Source organism: Polaromonas sp. CG_9.7 (genome assembly GCF_015752205.1).
In the GTDB taxonomy this organism is placed as follows: Bacteria; Pseudomonadota; Gammaproteobacteria; order Burkholderiales; family Burkholderiaceae_C; genus Polaromonas.
Window position 1 is genome coordinate 309,113 of record NZ_JADOVG010000001.1, and the last position, 16,886, is coordinate 325,998.

Annotated in this window: 15 protein-coding genes; all 15 read right to left on the reverse strand. The window is 57.9% G+C overall.

The genetic code is table 11. The annotated features are described in order from the left end of the window. Positions 1–99 precede the first annotated feature (99 nt). The 15 genes from trpA to sdhA all read right to left on the reverse strand — a co-directional run bounded on the left by trpA (position 100) and on the right by sdhA (position 16,855). Entirely contained in the window at positions 100–918 is an 819-nt protein-coding gene (trpA, locus tag IWX87_RS01450) for a tryptophan synthase subunit alpha (protein ID WP_196861714.1), read from the reverse strand. After that, on the reverse strand, positions 915–2,183 hold the full coding sequence (gene trpB, locus IWX87_RS01455) for a tryptophan synthase subunit beta (RefSeq protein ID WP_196861715.1): 1,269 nt from the start codon (positions 2,181–2,183) through the stop codon (positions 915–917). The genes trpA and trpB overlap by 4 nt, the downstream gene beginning before the upstream one ends. 32 nt (positions 2,184–2,215) lie before the next feature. Further along, complete coding sequence (locus IWX87_RS01460) at positions 2,216–2,947, reverse strand: phosphoribosylanthranilate isomerase (RefSeq protein ID WP_196861716.1); 732 nt, start codon at positions 2,945–2,947, stop codon at positions 2,216–2,218. Continuing rightward, complete coding sequence (gene truA / locus IWX87_RS01465) at positions 2,944–3,738, reverse strand: tRNA pseudouridine(38-40) synthase TruA (protein ID WP_196861717.1); 795 nt, start codon at positions 3,736–3,738, stop codon at positions 2,944–2,946. Before truA ends, IWX87_RS01460 begins: the two co-directional genes overlap by 4 nt. Before the next feature lie 42 nt (positions 3,739–3,780). Then, positions 3,781–6,357 (reverse strand): FimV/HubP family polar landmark protein, encoded by a 2,577-nt coding sequence (locus IWX87_RS01470; RefSeq protein WP_196861718.1) that lies wholly within the window; start codon positions 6,355–6,357, stop codon positions 3,781–3,783. Positions 6,358–6,608: 251 nt separating this feature from the next. Continuing rightward, positions 6,609–7,748 (reverse strand): aspartate-semialdehyde dehydrogenase, encoded by a 1,140-nt coding sequence (gene asd, locus IWX87_RS01475; RefSeq protein ID WP_196861719.1) that lies wholly within the window; start codon positions 7,746–7,748, stop codon positions 6,609–6,611. A gap of 267 nt (positions 7,749–8,015) precedes the next feature. Then, the gene (leuB, locus tag IWX87_RS01480; protein ID WP_196861720.1) at positions 8,016–9,101 is read right to left on the reverse strand and encodes a 3-isopropylmalate dehydrogenase; all 1,086 of its coding nucleotides are present in this window, start codon (positions 9,099–9,101) and stop codon (positions 8,016–8,018) included. 73 nt (positions 9,102–9,174) lie between these two features. After that, the gene (gene leuD, locus IWX87_RS01485; protein ID WP_196861721.1) at positions 9,175–9,825 is read right to left on the reverse strand and encodes a 3-isopropylmalate dehydratase small subunit; all 651 of its coding nucleotides are present in this window, start codon (positions 9,823–9,825) and stop codon (positions 9,175–9,177) included. Between the two features lie 15 nt (positions 9,826–9,840). Then, complete coding sequence (locus tag IWX87_RS01490; protein ID WP_196861722.1) at positions 9,841–9,978, reverse strand: entericidin A/B family lipoprotein; 138 nt, start codon at positions 9,976–9,978, stop codon at positions 9,841–9,843. Positions 9,979–10,000: 22 nt separating this feature from the next. After that, positions 10,001–11,452, reverse strand: coding sequence for a 3-isopropylmalate dehydratase large subunit (leuC, locus tag IWX87_RS01495; RefSeq protein ID WP_196861723.1), 1,452 nt, complete (start codon positions 11,450–11,452; stop codon positions 10,001–10,003). A 29-nt stretch (positions 11,453–11,481) separates the two neighbouring features. After that, positions 11,482–12,405: a LysR family transcriptional regulator gene (locus IWX87_RS01500; RefSeq protein WP_196861840.1), complete on the reverse strand. Its 924-nt coding sequence runs from the start codon at positions 12,403–12,405 to the stop codon at positions 11,482–11,484. A gap of 267 nt (positions 12,406–12,672) precedes the next feature. Beyond that, complete coding sequence (gltA, locus tag IWX87_RS01505; RefSeq protein WP_196861724.1) at positions 12,673–13,983, reverse strand: citrate synthase; 1,311 nt, start codon at positions 13,981–13,983, stop codon at positions 12,673–12,675. Next, complete coding sequence (locus IWX87_RS01510; protein WP_196861725.1) at positions 13,970–14,311, reverse strand: succinate dehydrogenase assembly factor 2; 342 nt, start codon at positions 14,309–14,311, stop codon at positions 13,970–13,972. The genes gltA and IWX87_RS01510 overlap by 14 nt, the downstream gene beginning before the upstream one ends. Before the next feature lie 22 nt (positions 14,312–14,333). After that, positions 14,334–15,038, reverse strand: a complete 705-nt coding sequence (locus tag IWX87_RS01515; RefSeq protein ID WP_196861726.1) for a succinate dehydrogenase iron-sulfur subunit — start codon at positions 15,036–15,038, stop codon at positions 14,334–14,336. A gap of 20 nt (positions 15,039–15,058) precedes the next feature. Then, complete coding sequence (sdhA, locus tag IWX87_RS01520) at positions 15,059–16,855, reverse strand: succinate dehydrogenase flavoprotein subunit (RefSeq protein ID WP_196861727.1); 1,797 nt, start codon at positions 16,853–16,855, stop codon at positions 15,059–15,061. Between the last annotated feature and the right edge of the window lie 31 nt (positions 16,856–16,886).

Genomic DNA, 16,886 nt, shown 5'->3' on the forward strand with positions numbered 1-16,886 from the left:
GGCAGTCGCAAGCATTTTCAAACAGTAAACAAAGAAGGCGTGGCGAGCGCCCGGAGCAGGGTGGCGAATGCCATTATGCGGTGGAAGGCCCCAGGCAATTCAGTCCAGCGCCAAGCGGATTTCGTTCAGGAAATCTTGCGCCACCGCAGCCACCCGGTCGCGCGGCTCATTTTCGATCAGCTGGATGATCTTGCTGCCAATGACCACGGCATCGGCCACCTTGCCAATCGCCTTGGCGGTTGCCGCGTCGCGAATGCCAAAACCCACACCCACGGGCACGCTGACATGCTGGCGAATGCGTGGCAGCATGGCTTCGACCGCTTCCACATCAAGCGTTCCGGCCCCCGTCACGCCCTTGAGCGAAACGTAGTACACATAGCCGCTGGCGACCTTGGCGACCTGCGCCATGCGCGCGTCAGTGCTGGTAGGCGCCAGCAGAAAGATCAGGTCCATGCCATGCGCCTTCAATCGCGCGGCAAACTCCACGCATTCCTCGGGCGGATAGTCGACGATCAGCATCCCGTCCACGCCGGCTTTGGCTGCGTCCCGGATAAAGGCGCTTTCGGTGGTGCCTGTGCCGTGACGGATGTCATAGCGCTCGACCGGATTCGCGTAGCCCATCAACACCACGGGCGTCGTGTTGTCCTGGCGGCGAAAGGCGCGGACCATGTCCAGCACCTGGAGCAGGCCGACCCCTTGGGCCAGGGCCTTTTCGCCGGCCTTCTGGATCACCGGGCCGTCGGCGCTGGGATCGGAAAAGGGCACGCCCAGTTCAATCACGTCGGCGCCACCCGCCACCATGGCGTGCATCAGTTCGGGCGTGACGTCGGCGTAGGGGAAACCTGCCGTGACGTAGGGAATCAGCGCTTTGCGGCCTTGGGACAGCAGTGTGTCGAGGGTGGGTTTGATGCGGCTCATGACTTGAATTTCACGACTTGCGAGGCACCCTTGATGCTTTGGCCGTGGCAGGAAGGGCGGCAGTAGAAGTTTGCCCCCGACAGGTCGGCCACGGTGCCGACATCCTTGTCGCCCCGCCCTGACAGGTTGACAAGAATGCTCTGGTCGCTGCGCATGGTTTTGGCCAGTTTCATCGCGTAGGCAATGGCATGGGCCGATTCGAGCGCCGGAATGATGCCTTCGGTGCGGCACAGGTAGTGAAAAGCGGCCAGCGCTTCGGTGTCGGTGATGCCGACATATTCAGCGCGTCCAATGTCTTTCAGGAACGCATGCTCGGGTCCGACGCCGGGGTAGTCCAGGCCGGCGCTGATGCTGTGTGTTTCGGTAACCTGGCCATCTTCGTTCTGCAGCACATAGGTGCGGTTGCCATGCAGCACACCGGGGATGCCGCGTTGCAGCGACGCCGAATGCTTGCCGCTGTCCATGCCTTCGCCGGCGGCTTCCACGCCAATCAGGCGTGTGGTTTCATGCGAAATGTAGGGGTAGAAAATCCCCATGGCATTGCTGCCGCCGCCAACGCAGGCCACCACGGCATCAGGTTGTTTGCCGCCGGTCATTTCGGGCATCTGGCTCAGGCATTCGGTGCCGATAACGCTCTGGAAATCGCGCACCATCATCGGGTAGGGATGCGGGCCGGCCACGGTGCCGATGATGTAGAAGGTGTTGTCCACATTCGCCACCCAGTCGCGCATGGCTTCGTTCAGCGCATCCTTCAACGTCTTGCTGCCACTTTCGACGGGTACGACCGTGGCGCCCAGCAGGTGCATGCGGTAGACGTTGGGGCTTTGACGCTTGACATCCTCGCTGCCCATATAAACCACGCATTCCAGGCCGTAGCGCGCGCAGATGGTGGCGGTGGCCACGCCATGCTGGCCGGCGCCGGTTTCGGCAATGATGCGTGGCTTGCCCATGCGCCGCGCCAGCATCGCCTGGCCAATGGTGTTGTTGATCTTGTGCGCGCCAGTGTGGTTCAGGTCTTCACGCTTGAGGTAAATCTGCGCGCCGCCCTGTTCGCGGCTCATGCGCGCAGCATGGTAAATGGGGGATGGGCGACCGACGAAATGTTTCAGCTCATAATTGAATTCGGCCAGAAATTCCGGGTCGTGCTGGTATTTGGCGTAGGCCGCTTTCAGCTCATTGATGGCATGCGTCAACGTTTCGGAAACGAAACTGCCGCCATACAGGCCGAAGTGACCGGCAAGGTCAGGTTGATGGTAGTCGTACATGATTCTCTTTGATCAGTTGGGAACCAGCCAGCTCATTCGCTATGCGCATGCCGCCTGGACTGTCCCGCAAGGTTTTTGAATTGTTCGTCTGCAGCGCGAACGGCTGCAACAAACTGGATAATTTTCTCAAAGCTCTTGATGCCCTTGGACACCTCGACGCCTGAACTCACGTCAACGGCCAGCGTGGTACAGCGTGGCCTGACTTGCAAAATGCCATCGGTCACGTTTGCAGGCGTCAACCCACCAGACAAAACGAGGTGAGCGTTGACGCTTTGAGGAAGAAGTGACCAATTGAATGTTTTTCCGCCGCCGCCGTATCCTTCGACATGGGCGTCGAGCAAGATGGCTTGGGCTGATGAATAATCTTGAACATATTTTAAAAGATCAAAGCGCAGGATGCCCGCGTTGGGGTTTTCGTCCAGCGGGATGCGGGCAGCGCGCAAAAAGGGTCTGCCGGCCCTCAGGCATTCTTCGGGCGTCTCGTCACCATGAAATTGAACTATAGCGCACGGAATACGGGCGCACGCAGCTATTATTTTTGTAGTTTCTTCATTTACAAACAACAGCACTGGCGTGACAAACGGTGGCAGTCGACTGGCCAGTTCTGCGGCGCGCTCCAGGGTGACATGGCGGGCGCTGTGTGCGTACATGACCAAGCCGATGGCGTCAGCGCCCGCAGCTACGGCGGCATCGACGTCTTCCTCGCGGGTCAGGCCGCAGATCTTGATACGGGTACGGCTTGATGAGGGAAAATAAGTGGTCATGGCAGCCAATCATAAGCGGCCGTGCGCGACGGCAAGCCATGGCGCTCCTCATACACCGGACCCAGAAAATAAAGACCGTCGGGTGAAAAGGTGGGGGCGGCGGCATCACGCCGGCGGGCGGCCACCACGCCAGCCAGCCACTCCGGCGGTTGGCTGCCCTGGCCAACAGCCAGCAGGCAGCCCATGATGTTGCGGATCATATGGTGCAGAAAAGCATTGGCCTCAAACTCGAAGCGCCAATACCGCGACCCGGCCCCAGCGCGCTGCGAAATCTCGATGCGGTTCATGGTCTTGACAGGGGACTTTGCCTGGCATTGCGCAGCCCGGAACGAACTGAAGTCGTGCTCGCCCATCAAGTGCAGGGCGGCTTGCCGCATGGCGTCGCCATCAAGCGGACGATAGACCCAGCCGACGCGCCCGGCTTCCACGCTGGGGCGCACCGGCGACTCCAGCACGACGTAGGCGTATCGGCGTGCAATGGCGCTGGCACGCGAGTGAAATTCATCGGGCACTGGCTGCGCCCACTGCACCGCAATGTCGCGGGGCAAAAAAGCATTGGTGCCGCGCACCCAGGAGGCGGTTTCGCGCTGCAGTGCAGTGTCGAAGTGCGCAACCTGCATCAGTGCATGAACGCCGGCATCGGTGCGCCCGGCGCACATCACGCGAACCGGTTGAACGGCAAACCGGCTCAAGGCCTTTTCCAGCTGGTCCTGAACCGTCCTGCCGGACAGCTGGCTCTGCCAGCCTTCGTAAGCGCTGCCGCTGTAGCTGATACCCAGGGCAATCCTCACCGGCGTTGTCCCGTTGTTGAATGCGGGTACTTCAAGCGTTGTTCACGGCAAAGTATTGAGAAATGCTTGAGCCTTGAACTTCAAAGGACCTTTGGCTCGGGCCACGACCTCGTCAGCCAGTAACCTGGCACCTTCTGAATCGCCCAGAATACGGAATTCCTCGGCCAACAGAAACTTGATTTCAAGGGGATCTTTTTCCAGGTCGGTCATGACCGCTGCAGGAGGCTTGGTGGCCGGGCCTAGGTCCAGCGAAAGCGAATCCAGGTCAAACTCCAGCATGCCGCTGTGCACCACAGGCGTCATCGGTGCAATGGTTGCTTTCGGTTTAAATGGCTCAGTCGTGAAGTCCAGGCCATTGGCTGTCAGGTCGTTCCCCGAAGCAGGCAGTTCTACTGAAATGTGCAGAGGTTCTGTCGCTGGCGCAGTGGCTGCGATACTGTCCAGATTCAAATCCAGATCCAGAAAAGCCGACGGAATGGCAATGTCGGGTGTCGGTTCGACTTTTGATTCTGAATAGGCGAGGGCACCTGCTGCCATTGGCGCTGGTGGCATCAATTCAGTAGATGCTGCGCCTGCCGAAAAATCCAGATCCAGGTCCAAATCGAAGGCCTGCGGCTTTTTGACAACCGGGGCCAATCCCGCCAGAGCCTGCGGAAGGGTGTTGCTCAAAGGCATCAAACCAGAGTTGCGTCTTCCGGGCAAGCTGGGCGAAAAGCTGGCGCCAGACTGGTACATGGAATTGCTTGGCTCCAGTTCCCGGCCCAGCTGGCTGATATGAGACCACTCTTCGCCTTGACCACCCGTAAGCTTGAATGCTGGCAGTGCCGCATTTTCGAAGGCTTTATGATCGCGCCGTTTGGCATAGATTTCAAGCAGCTTGCTGTGAACCGCCAAACGCTCCGGGTGGGTCTGCAACGCTTCCCTGAGGATTTCTTCCGCCTGTTGGTCGCGGCCATAGGCCATGTAGACATCGGCTTCAGCCACTGGGTCCACATCGCCCGATGTATCCAGCTGGCTGGGTGAGTAAGAGATCGAAGAAGACTTTGGGGCACGGCTTGCATTGGTATCGACACGCTCTCCACCACTGGCGCCAAAGAAGGAATCAGGCTGCTGGCGGCTGTCCAGAAATGAGCTGTCCTCAAGGCTGGGTCGTGCATTTTTCCGGTGGCGTGCAAATCCCAAGCCCGCCAGCAATGCCAGCAGTACGCCGCCGCCCAGTAGCAATGAGTTGTCCATGATCCAGGTGGTCAAACCCGGCTCAGGCTGTGCGACGGGAGGGGCTGTCAGTGAAGGCTGCTGGCCGACGGTATCAGGTTCGAGAGGTACAGGTGCGCTTGCAGATGGCATCGACTCTGGGGCCAGCGCCTCGGACAGGGCCAGGGCCGAAGCGTCAGTTGCGGGTACTGTGGCGCTGGAGGCATTTAGCGCTGGCGCTGCTGAGATGGCAATTGCACCAGAAGAAGAAGGAGAGTCGCTGGCGCTTGAAGCCGAGAGTCCCGGCGCCGCGCTGCCTGCTCCGGCAATGACGGGTTGTGGATTCGAAGAGGTGTTATTTTTTAGCTGATCTGCAGTTCGGCTTGCTGCATCCCTGGCGATTTGTTCGTTGGACTGTAAGCCCTGAACCGCACCTTTTGAAAGCGTCAGCCGGTCGGGCGAGGCATTGGCCTGGGCGCGATCTTCGACCCTGGCCTGGACTTTTCCGTCAGCCTGACGGCCTGTGCTGTCAAGCTGGGTTGTCGGCACGCCGCTGGCGAGCTTGCGGCGGAAGGTGTTGAAATCCCGACTCTGGGCAACAAGGGTTTGCCTGGCTTCACCCGGTGAAACTGCATTGGCTGCCTGTTCGTCTGGAATATCCACCACGGCGCCAGATTTGATCAGGTTGATGTTGCCGCCAGGGAATGCGTCAGGATTTCTTCTGAGCAGGGCCACCAGCATTTGGTCCAGCGACACGCTGGCAGGCTTATTCTGAGCCGCAATCTTGCTGGCATTGTCTCCAGGCCTGACCGTGACCTGGCGGGCACCTGATGTGCTCTGGGCAGGAAGTGTTCTGACAGCTTGCGGTTTGGACTCTGCCGACGCCTTGCGTGCAGCAGGCCGTTCATTTGAAAATGGCGTGTCCTGCCTGGAAGGAAGAGTGGATACGACCACCGGCGCGCGTGGCAGCACCGGTGCCGACGACACCAGTGGAGCACTGGTGTTTCGCAGGTTCGGGGGATCAAACAGCATCGTGTAGTCGCGAGTAACGCGTCCGGAAGCCCAACGGGCTTCAAGAACCAGGTCCACGAAGGGCTCGCCGATAGCGCGATTGCTGGTCAGGCGTAGATACGGTCTGCCATCTGCGCGTTTTTGCAGCCGGACATCGAGCCCTGAAGCGGCAGAAGAATATTCCAGTCCAGCCGCCCTGAAAACGTCGGCTCCTGCCACTCCGACCCGCAGGCTTGAGGCCTCTTCAGCGCTGAGATCAGAGATATCGATTTCTGCGCGCAAGGATTCGCCCAGTGCGGATTGAACCGTGACACGGCCCAAGGCCACAGCATGCGCTTCAAGACTTGCCAGACAGCCGAGCAATGCAATTGCGCTTGCCATGGCACCAATGCGCCAGCGACCAGGATGATTCATGGAGTTCTGAGCTTCTGGAGCTCGGTCTGATTGAAAAGTTTTAAGGCTTGTACGCACAAAAACCCCGGTGCTAATTTTGAAAACAACCTTAACAGCAAGATCTAATGCTAACAAATAATAACAATTGTTAATTATTGATACTTTAATGCAGCATGGATATGCGTTTTGATGCTGTTGCTACAAGACAACGATATACAGCCGGCTGCCGCACTTCATGATTGTAGTTGCTCAGTTGTCTTGAAAAAAAGGATTTATGCCTCGATCAGGATCCGCAGCATGCGCCGCAACGGCTCTGCAGCGCCCCAAAGCAGTTGGTCGCCAACTGTAAAGGCACCCAGGTATTCCGGTCCCATGGCCAGTTTGCGCAGGCGTCCAACCGGAATCTGCATGGTTCCCGTCACCGCCACCGGGGTCAGGTCCTTGATGGATGACTCCCGTGTATTGGGTATCACTTTGACCCAGGCGTTGTCCGTCGCAATCATGGCTTCGATGTCGGCCAGCGGAACGTCTTTCCTGAGCTTGAAGGTCAATGCCTGGCTGTGGCAACGCATTGCACCAATGCGCACGCAAAAACCGTCGACTGGCGTTTCAGCGGTGCCGAAGCTGGCACCCTGGCCCAGAATCTTGTTGGTTTCGGCACTGCCTTTCCATTCTTCCTTGCTCATGCCGTCGCCCAAGTCCTTGTCAATCCAGGGAATCAGGCTGCCGCCCAGCGGCACGCCGAAGTTGGCGGTTTCGCTGGCGCTGAGTGACTGTTGCTTGGCCAGGATGCGGCGGTCGATTTCCAGGATGGCCGATTTGGGGTCGTCCAGCAAGGACTTGACTTCGCTGTTGAGTGTGCCGTATTGGGTCAGCAGTTCGCGCATGTGCTGCGCGCCGCCGCCGGAAGCCGCCTGGTAGGTCATGCTGGTCATCCATTCAACCAGGCCGGCCTTGTACAGGGCGCCCACGCCCATCAGCATGCAGCTGACAGTGCAGTTGCCGCCTATCCAGTTGTTGCCGCCTTTGACCAGCGCGTTATGGATGACAGGCAGATTGACCGGGTCCAGCACGATAACCGCGTCATCGTTCATGCGCAGCGTTGAGGCGGCATCAATCCAGTGACCCGTCCAGCCGGCCGCGCGCAGTTTTGGGAACACTTCCGAGGTGTAGTCGCCGCCTTGTGTGCTCAGGATGATGTCGCACTTCTTGAGCGCTTCGATATCAAAGGCGTCTTGCAAGATGGTTTCGTTCCTGGCCTGCGCCGGAGCCTGGCCGCCAGCGTTTGAAGTCGAGAAGAAAACCGGTTCGATCAGTTCGAAGTCGCCTTCGGCCTGCATCCGGTCGATCAGGACCGAGCCGACCATGCCGCGCCAGCCAACGAGTCCTGTGAGATTGCCTTTGAGTTTCATGGGGTTGCCCTTAAAAAGTACGAAAAAATCGGCTTTTTGGCCCGGCTCATCGAGCCGGAGGGCACGACGAACCGGGCTTGTCAGCCTTTAATGGTGGTCGTTGGGGTGGTTGGTACAAAAGCCGGCACACCATGGCCTGCTGACAAAGCAGCGGAAAAGTTGGTGGTGACAAGGCCTTTACACATTTTCTTATTGTAACGAAGGCTGCCTTTTCCCTGGCTGACACGGCGCAGTTGCGCAGAAGTGGCCAGAAATAAATAGCAGACTTCAGCCCAAGGCCTTGACCACCGCATCGCCCATTTCCACGGTGCCGACTTGGGTAGTGCCTTTGCTGTGAATATCCGGTGTTCGCAGCCCCTGGGTAAGAACGGAGTCCACGGCTTTTTCAATGCGTGCGGCGGCTTCTGGCTGGTTCAGGCTAAAGCGCAGCATCATGGCGGCGCTCAAAATGGTGGCCAGCGGATTGGCCACGCCTTTGCCTGCAATGTCAGGTGCGCTGCCGTGGCTCGGCTCGTACAAGCCCTGGTTTTTATCGTTCAGACTGGCCGAGGGCAGCATGCCGATGGAGCCGGTCAGCATGGCGGCGGCGTCACTCAAAATATCGCCGAACATGTTGCCCGTCACCACCACGTCGAACTTTTTCGGCGCCTTGACCAGCTGCATGGCCGCGTTGTCCACATACATGTGGTCCAGCGCCACGTCGGGGTACTGAAGGCCGATCTCGGTGACGACGTCTTTCCACAGCTGGAAGGTTTCCAATACATTGGCCTTGTCGACGCTGGTAACGCGTCCTTCGCCACCAGCGGCTTTGCGTTTGCGCGCTGCTTGGAAAGCGACATGCGCGATGCGTTCGATTTCCGGACGCGAATAGCGCATGGTGTCGAATGCTTCCTCGGCGCCAGGGAAATGGCCATCAGTTGCAATGCGCCGGCCACGCGGCTGGCCAAAATAAATGTCGCCGGTCAGCTCGCGGATGATGAGGATGTCCAGGCCCGACACCAGCTCGCGCTTCAGGCTCGACGCATCGACGAGTTGCGGGTAGCAGATGGCGGGGCGAAAGTTGGCGAAAAGGCCGAGGTTCTTGCGCAGGCCCAGAATGGCTTGCTCGGGACGCAAGGGTCTGTCCAGCGTGTCGTATTTCCAGTCGCCGACGGCGCCGAACAAAATGGCGTCTGCATCTTTGGCCAATTGGAGCGTGGCTTCGGGCAGTGGATGGCCGTGAACGTCAAAAGCAGCACCGCCCACCAGCGCGGATTCAGTTTCAAATTTCAGGTCCAGGGCCTTGAGCACCTTCACTGCTTCAGCGACGATTTCGGTGCCAATACCATCACCAGGAAGAATTGCGATTTTCATTATTTACTATCTTATTTATAGCTGCTTGCGTCCGTAAGTATTGCGCAATAGCATGATTTCACTGTTTATTTTCTTAAACGGTAACCGTATGACTCAGCCATGGCTTGGCCGCAAGCCGTTCAGCTTCAAAGGCCTTGATCTTGTCGCTCTGCAACAGGGTCAGGCTGATGTCGTCAAAGCCGTTGAGCAGGCAATATTTACGGAAAGCCTGAACGTCGAAAGGCAGTTCCTCGCCCTGAGCCTTGACGATGACCTGGCGCTCCAGGTCAATCGTGAGCCGGTAGCCGGGAAAAGCGGCCACTTCGTCAAACAACTGCGCCACATGTGCTTCGGGCAGCACGATGGGCAGCAGGCCGTTCTTGAAACTGTTGTTGAAGAAAATGTCGGCGTAACTTGGCGCGATGATGGCGCGAAAGCCAAACTGGTCCAGCGCCCAGGGCGCATGCTCGCGCGACGATCCGCAGCCAAAGTTCTTGCGCGCCAGCAGGATGGAGGCGCCGGCATAGCGCGACTGGTTCAACACAAAATCAGGATTGGGCTTGCGGCTGTCCGGGTCCTGGCCCGGAAAACCAGCATCCAGGTAACGCCATTCGTCAAACAGATTGGGGCCGAAGCCGGTTTTTTTAATCGATTTGAGGAACTGCTTCGGGATGATGGCGTCGGTGTCGACGTTCTCGCGGTCCATCGGCGCCACAAGGCCTTCGTGTAAGGTGAATTTTTGCATACGTGTTTCAGCCTGTTATTTGGCCGCATTTGAAACGGCTGAACCGGCGCGCTGCACGTCCTGGCCAATGCCACGAACCGTGTTGCAGCCGGACAGTGCAAAGGTGGACAGCAAAGCGGCTGCAATCAGGAGTCTTGCGGTGATTTTTTTCATTGGGTATTCCTTTGGGGTAGCGTCAGACAAATTTGCGGATATCGACAAAATGCCCATGCACGGCTGCTGCCGCCGCCATGGCAGGGCTGACCAGGTGGGTGCGGCCGCCGGCGCCTTGTCGGCCTTCAAAGTTGCGGTTGCTGGTGGATGCACAGCGCTCGCCCGGCTCCAGCCGGTCGGCGTTCATGGCCAGGCACATCGAGCAGCCGGGTTCGCGCCACTCAAAGCCGGCGGCGATGAAAATCTTGTCCAGGCCTTCGCGTTCGGCCTGTTCCTTGACCAGGCCCGAACCCGGAACCACCATCGCCAATTTGACGTTCTTGGCGACCTTCTGGCCAATTTTTTTCACCACGGCGGCGGCTTCGCGCATGTCTTCGATGCGGCTGTTGGTGCATGAGCCGATGAACACCTTGTCGATGTACAAATCGTTCAGCGCCTTGCCAGGCTCCAGACCCATATAAGCCAGGGCGCGTTCGATGGCGCCGCGCTTGTTGGCGTCCTTTTCCTTTTCCGGGTCGGGTACCCGGCCTTCTATCGAGAGCACCATTTCGGGCGATGTGCCCCAGCTCACCTGAGGCAGGATCTGGCGGGCATCAAGTTCGACAACGGCATCAAATGTGGCGTCCGCGTCGGACTGCAGCGTGCTCCAGTAGCGCGCGGCCAGTTCCCATTCAGGGCCGCCGACGAACTGGCCGGTCTTGGGGTCGGTGCCCGGGGACAGCAACCGGCCCTTGAGATACTCGATCGTTTTGGTGTCCACGGCGACCAGGCCGGCGCGGGCACCGCCTTCAATCGCCATGTTGCAGACTGTCATGCGCCCTTCCATGCTGAGGTCGCGGATGGCCGAGCCGGCAAACTCAATCGTGTAGCCGGTACCGCCCGCCGTACCGATTTTGCCGATGATGGCCAGCACGATGTCCTTGGCGGTCACGCCAGGCGCGCACTTGCCTTCGACCTTCACCAGCATGTTCCTGGCTTTCTTGGCCAGCAGGGTTTGCGTGGCCATCACATGTTCGACCTCGCTGGTGCCGATGCCGTGGGCCAGCGCACCGAATGCGCCGTGAGTTGAGGTGTGCGAGTCACCGCAAACCACGGTCATGCCGGGCAGGGTGGCGCCATTCTCGGGGCCGATGACATGCACGATGCCCTGGCGCCGGGACATGAAGGGAAAAAAGGCCGCGGCGCCAAATTCCTTGATGTTGCTGTCCAGTGTGAGGATTTGCTCCTTGCTCACCAGGTCCGTGATGCCGTCGTAGCCGAGTTCCCAGCCGGTGGTCGGCGTGTTGTGGTCTGCGGTGGCGACGATGGAACTGATGCGCCAGACCTTGCGGCCGGCTTCGCGCAGCCCTTCAAAGGCTTGCGGACTGGTCACTTCGTGGACCAGGTGGCGGTCAATGTAGAGAATTGAGGTGCCGTCTTCTTCGGTATGAACGACGTGCTCGTCCCAGATTTTGTCGTAGAGTGTGCGTCCCATGGATTTTCCTTCGTGGTCTTTTGGTGATTTTAGGGGCAGGACGCTTGGCTCGAAAGGTGGTCGACCAACAAACGAGCAGTTAGCGGCAGGGTTGAAAAATCTCGCGCCACCAGTTCGATCCGGCGGTTTGCCCAGTCGTCCAGCAAGGTTATGGACTCCAGTTCGCCCACGCCATGCATCAGTTCAAAGGCGCGCTGCGGCATCACGCCGACGCCCAAGCCGTTGTGGATCATGCGGCACATTGCATCCAGGCCAGTGACATGGATGCGCAGCTTGATGGTGCGGCCGAGTGCCGCCGCTGCCTGGCGCATCGCCAGGTAAATCGAACTGTTCGAATGCAGCCCAACCTGGTCATGGTCCAGCGCCGCTTCGAAATGGAGCGCTTTTTGCGCCAGCAGCGCATGCCCCTTGGGAACGATCAGCACCAGCTTGTCGTGGCGGTAGGGCCGCGCCTGCAACGCTCCAAGGCCATTGGCGGTATTGCACACGCCCAAATCAGCTGCGCCTTCCTGAACCGCCCGGATTACTTCCGTGCTCAGGTGCTCTTCAAGGTCGATCTTGATTTCAGCGTGATGGCGTATGAAATCGCCCAGGTCTTCGGGAAGGAATTGCACGATGGCCGAGATGCTGGCATGGACTCGCACATGGCCGCGAACGCCGTCGGCATATTCACTCAGTTCACCCTGCATTTTTTCCAGGCTGAACAGCACCGAGCGCGCATGGTGCAACAAACTTTCCCCCGCCGGCGTCAGGTCGACGCCCCGCGTGTGGCGGTAGAGCAGCGGCGTGCTCAGCAGGGCTTCAAGGTCGCTCAGTCGTTTGCTAACCGCAGAAGCAGCAATGAATTCACGTTCCGCTGCCTTGCCAATGCTGCCCAGCTCACACACGGCAACAAAGAGCTGAAGCGAGGTCAGGTCAATGCGGCGGGCAAAATTGCGTTCAGAGCTTTTGATGGACATGGAAATAGGTTCCATCGCATATCGCGATGGATATCGATTTTGCTACAAGGATATTGGTTTTGTCATCGCTTTTGAAGATGGGGAGCCTATCGACCTGAGATTTTTTAAAAATCTGTCGGACAGCTTGAAAATATGATGATTCAGGCAGTAACCGCATACCAGTAAAGAATAGTCTGCTATCAAAATAGAGATTTTTTTATAAAAAAGCCCGCCGAGGTGACCCTCGGCGGGCTTTTGCTAAAACCTGACTAACAACCGTTATTAACGCTGTGCCATCGGCTTGACTTCACGCGTCGTGGAACCAACGAAGAGCTGACGTGGACGGCCGATCTTGTACTCGGGATCGCCGATCATTTCGTTCAACTGGGCCATCCAGCCGACATTGCGGGCCAGTGCAAAAACGGCGGTGAACAGCGGCACGGGAATGCCGATGGCGCGCTGCACGATACCCGAGTAGAAGTCCACGTTGGGGTAGAGCTTGCGGGAAACAAAGTAGTCGTCTTCCAGCGCAATTTTTTCCAACGCCATGGCCAACTTGAACAACGGATCGTTTTCAAGACCCATTTCCTGCAGCACTTCCTTGCAGGTTTCCTGCATCAGCTTGGCGCGCGGGTCATAGTTCTTGTAGACGCGGTGGCCAAATCCCATGAGCTTGACGCCAGAGTTCTTGTCCTTGACCTGTTTGATGAATTCGCCGATATTCTCGACGCCGCCGTTCTTCTGGATGTCGCCCAGCATGTTCAGCGCTGCTTCGTTGGCACCGCCGTGCGCTGGCCCCCAAAGGCAGGCGACGCCGGCGGCAATGGCCGCGAACGGGTTGGTACCCGACGATCCGCACAGGCGAACCGTGGAGGTCGATGCGTTTTGTTCGTGGTCCGCATGCAGGATGAAGATGCGGTCCAGCGCGCGCTCAAGCACAGGGTTGACCTTGTACTCTTCGCACGGTGTGGCAAACATCATGTGCAGGAAATTGCCGGCGTAGCTCAGGTCGTTGCGCGGGTACATGTAGGGCTGGCCAACGGTGTACTTGTACGCCATGGACACCAGTGTCGGCATCTTGGCAATCAGGCGAATCGCGGCAATGTCGCGGTGCTCCGGATTGGTGATGTCGGTGCTGTCATGGTAGAACGCAGACAGCGCGCCAACCAGGCCGGTCATGATGGCCATTGGATGTGCGTCTCGACGAAATCCCCGCAGGAAGAACTGCATCTGCTCGTTGACCATGGTGTGGTTGGTCACGCGGCCGACAAAAACCTTTTTCTGTGCAGCATCCGGCAGTTCGCCGTAAAGCAACAGATGGCAGGTTTCCAAATAGTCGCAATTGGTCGCTAGCTGTTCGATGGGGTAACCACGGTACAACAATTCACCCTTGTCACCATCAATATAGGTAATGCCCGACTGGCAAGCAGCCGTTGACAGGAAGCCCGGGTCATAGGTGAACATGCCGGTCTGGGCATACAGCTTGCGGATGTCCACAACGTCCGGACCTACGGTACCTTGGTAAACCGGCAGGTCCACGTTGGGGCTGCCGTTGCTGAAGGACAGGGTGGCTTTGTTGTCAGCTAACTTCATGTTCGTTTCTTTCTCTCTTGTCAGAGGAGGAGTTAGGGGGCCGCAGCATGCTTATAACTTCAAGTGCTTCGGGAGTGGAGGCACTTGCCTTGGCAAGTGCCTCTGAAAGTTGCTCAGGCTCCTTACGTCTGAGCAACAGGTCAAGCAAGTCGTTGTCAGACAAATCCATTAGATCATTCAAGCCTTTAGCCTGCCTGACATTGAGCGTGACTTCGAAAGTCTGAAAGAATTTTTCAATCAGCAGGTCGTTCTCCAGCAGGCCCCGGCGGCAGCGCCACCGCAGCTTGCTCAAGCTTCGCTCATCGAGCAGATCGTCGGTCATTTCCATCGGCCTGTAATTCAACTCAATGTCAGACCGTGCGCAAAATCATCATTTCCTTGATCTTGCCGATGGCTTTGGCCGGATTAAGGCCTTTGGGGCAAACATCAACGCAATTCATGATGGTGTGGCAGCGGAACAGGCGGTATGGGTCTTCAAGGTTGTCCAGCCGTTCAGCGGTAGCTTCATCACGGCTGTCGGCCAGGAAACGATAAGCTTGCAACAAGCCGGCCGGACCTACGAACTTGTCAGGATTCCACCAAAAGCTGGGGCATGCCGTGGAGCAACTGGCGCACAAAATACATTCGTACAGGCCATTGAGTTCGTCGCGCTCTTCCGGGCTTTGCAGGCGCTCGGTCTGTGGCGGCACGTTGTTATTGATGAGGTAAGGCTTGATCGAGTTGTACTGCTTGAAGAATTGTGTCATGTCAACAAACAGGTCGCGCACTACCGGCAAGCCAGGCAACGGCTTGAGCACGATGGTGCCCTTCAGCGTGAGCATGTTGGTCAGGCAGGCCAAGCCGTTCTTGCCATTGATGTTCATGGCATCAGAGCCGCAAACACCTTCGCGACAGGAGCGGCGAAAGGAAATAGTGGGGTCCTGCGCCTTGAGCTTCATCAACGCATCGAGCAGCATGCGCTCGCTGCCGTCCAATTCGACCTCGATGGTCTGCATATAAGGTTTGGCGTCGGTATCAGGGTCGTAGCGGTAAATTTGAAAAGTACGTTTGGTCATGGGAATTCCTGCTTGTATTTTTAGAAGGAGCGAACTGTCAAAGGTATGGATTCAACCGTCAAGGGTTTCATTTGCACCGGCTTATACGCCAAGCGGTTGTCTTCGCTGTACCAAAGAGTGTGTTTGTGCCAGTCGGTGTCATTGCGGCCGTTCGGATGTGCCGGTGTGTCTCCGTAGTCGTCTACGGAGTGGGCGCCGCGGCTTTCGTGGCGCGCTGCAGCAGAAATGATGGTGGCTTCAGCGGCTTCGATCAGGTTCTCGACTTCCAGTGCTTCAATGCGCGCGGTATTGAAAATCTTGGACTTGTCTTTCAGGCCGATTGCATTGACGCGCTTGCGCAGTTCCGCAATTTTGGCCACACCTTCATCCATGACGGCCTGGGTTCGGAACACGCCGGCATGCTGCTGCATGGCTGCACGGATGTCGTTGGCGACGTCCTGCGCGTATTCGCCAGTGGTTGCATTGTCCAGGCGTTCAATGCGGGCCATGGTTTTGTCTGCAGCATCAGCAGGCAAGGGCTTGTGCTCGGCATTGGCCTGGTTGAATTCAACGATGTGGTTGCCAGCAGCACGGCCGAAGACCAGCAAATCGAGCAATGAATTTGTTCCCAGGCGATTGGCACCGTGTACGCTTGCGCAAGCGCACTCGCCAACAGCGTACAGGCCGTTGACCACCACGCTCTTGTTCTCGGCGTTCTGCGTGACGACTTGACCATGGATATTGGTCGGGATGCCGCCCATCTGGTAATGGATGGTCGGCACGACCGGAATTGGTTCCTTGGTGATGTCGACGTTGGCAAAGTTGTGGCCAATCTCGAACACCGAAGGCAGACGCTTCATGATGGTCTCTACGCCCAGGTGGGTCATGTCCAGGTTGATGTAGTCTTTGTTGGGGCCGCAACCTCGGCCTTCCTTGATTTCCTGGTCCATGCAGCGAGACACGTAATCACGCGGCGCCAAGTCCTTGTAGGCTGGCGCATAACGTTCCATGAAACGCTCGCCGTTGCTGTTGCGCAAAATGGCGCCTTCACCACGGCAGCCTTCGGTGAGCAGCACACCGGCACCGTGCACGCCTGTCGGATGGAACTGCCAGAATTCCATATCTTCCAGTGGAATGCCAGCGCGTGCGGCCATGCCCAGACCGTCCCCAGTATTGATAAACGCGTTGGTGGAAGCTGCAAAAATTCGGCCAGCGCCGCCGGTGGCAAGCAGCGTGGTCTTGGCTTCAAAAATATGCACGTCACCGGTTTCCATCTCGATGGCGGTAACGCCTACGACATCACCCTCGGCATCGCGGATCAGGTCCATTGCCAGCCATTCAACAAAAAAGCTGGTTTTTTCCTTGACATTTTGCTGGTATAGCGTGTGCAGCATGGCGTGACCAGTGCGGTCGGCGGCAGCGCAGGCGCGCTGAACCGGCTTTTCGCCGTAGTTGGCGGTGTGGCCACCGAACGGACGCTGATAAATCGTTCCGTCGGGATTGCGGTCAAACGGCATGCCCATGTGCTCCAGGTCATAGACAACCTTCGGTGCTTCGCGGCACATGTATTCAATCGCATCCTGGTCGCCCAGCCAGTCGCCACCCTTGACGGTGTCGTAAAAATGGTAGTGCCAGTTGTCTTCGGACATGTTGCCCAGCGAGGCGCCAATGCCGCCTTGCGCCGCCACAGTGTGCGAACGGGTTGGGAACACTTTTGACAGCACGGCAACGTTCAAGCCAGCACGTGCCAGTTGCAGTGAAGCGCGCATGCCGGAGCCGCCGGCACCGACAATGACAACATCAAATTTACGCTTGGGAAGTTGGGAGGTAGCAGTCATATTCTTATAAATCTTGGAAGCTGGAAAATGC

Excerpts from the sequence above, each read along its gene's own strand:
- IWX87_RS01510 (WP_196861725.1), bottom strand. The coding sequence starts at position 14,311 with ATGGAAATGACCGACGATCTGCTCGATGAGCGAAGCTTGAGCAAGCTG.
- trpA (WP_196861714.1), bottom strand. The coding sequence starts at position 918 with ATGAGCCGCATCAAACCCACCCTCGACACACTGCTGTCCCAAGGCCGC.
- leuD (WP_196861721.1), bottom strand. The coding sequence starts at position 9,825 with ATGCAAAAATTCACCTTACACGAAGGCCTTGTGGCGCCGATGGACCGC.
- IWX87_RS01470 (WP_196861718.1), bottom strand. The coding sequence starts at position 6,357 with ATGAATCATCCTGGTCGCTGGCGCATTGGTGCCATGGCAAGCGCAATT.
- leuB (WP_196861720.1), bottom strand. The coding sequence starts at position 9,101 with ATGAAAATCGCAATTCTTCCTGGTGATGGTATTGGCACCGAAATCGTC.
- asd (WP_196861719.1), bottom strand. The coding sequence starts at position 7,748 with ATGAAACTCAAAGGCAATCTCACAGGACTCGTTGGCTGGCGCGGCATG.
- trpB (WP_196861715.1), bottom strand. The coding sequence starts at position 2,183 with ATGTACGACTACCATCAACCTGACCTTGCCGGTCACTTCGGCCTGTAT.
- IWX87_RS01490 (WP_196861722.1), bottom strand. The coding sequence starts at position 9,978 with ATGAAAAAAATCACCGCAAGACTCCTGATTGCAGCCGCTTTGCTGTCC.
- IWX87_RS01515 (WP_196861726.1), bottom strand. The coding sequence starts at position 15,038 with ATGACCAAACGTACTTTTCAAATTTACCGCTACGACCCTGATACCGAC.
- leuC (WP_196861723.1), bottom strand. The coding sequence starts at position 11,452 with ATGGGACGCACACTCTACGACAAAATCTGGGACGAGCACGTCGTTCAT.
- sdhA (WP_196861727.1), bottom strand. The coding sequence starts at position 16,855 with ATGACTGCTACCTCCCAACTTCCCAAGCGTAAATTTGATGTTGTCATT.
- IWX87_RS01460 (WP_196861716.1), bottom strand. The coding sequence starts at position 2,947 with ATGACCACTTATTTTCCCTCATCAAGCCGTACCCGTATCAAGATCTGC.
- gltA (WP_196861724.1), bottom strand. The coding sequence starts at position 13,983 with ATGAAGTTAGCTGACAACAAAGCCACCCTGTCCTTCAGCAACGGCAGC.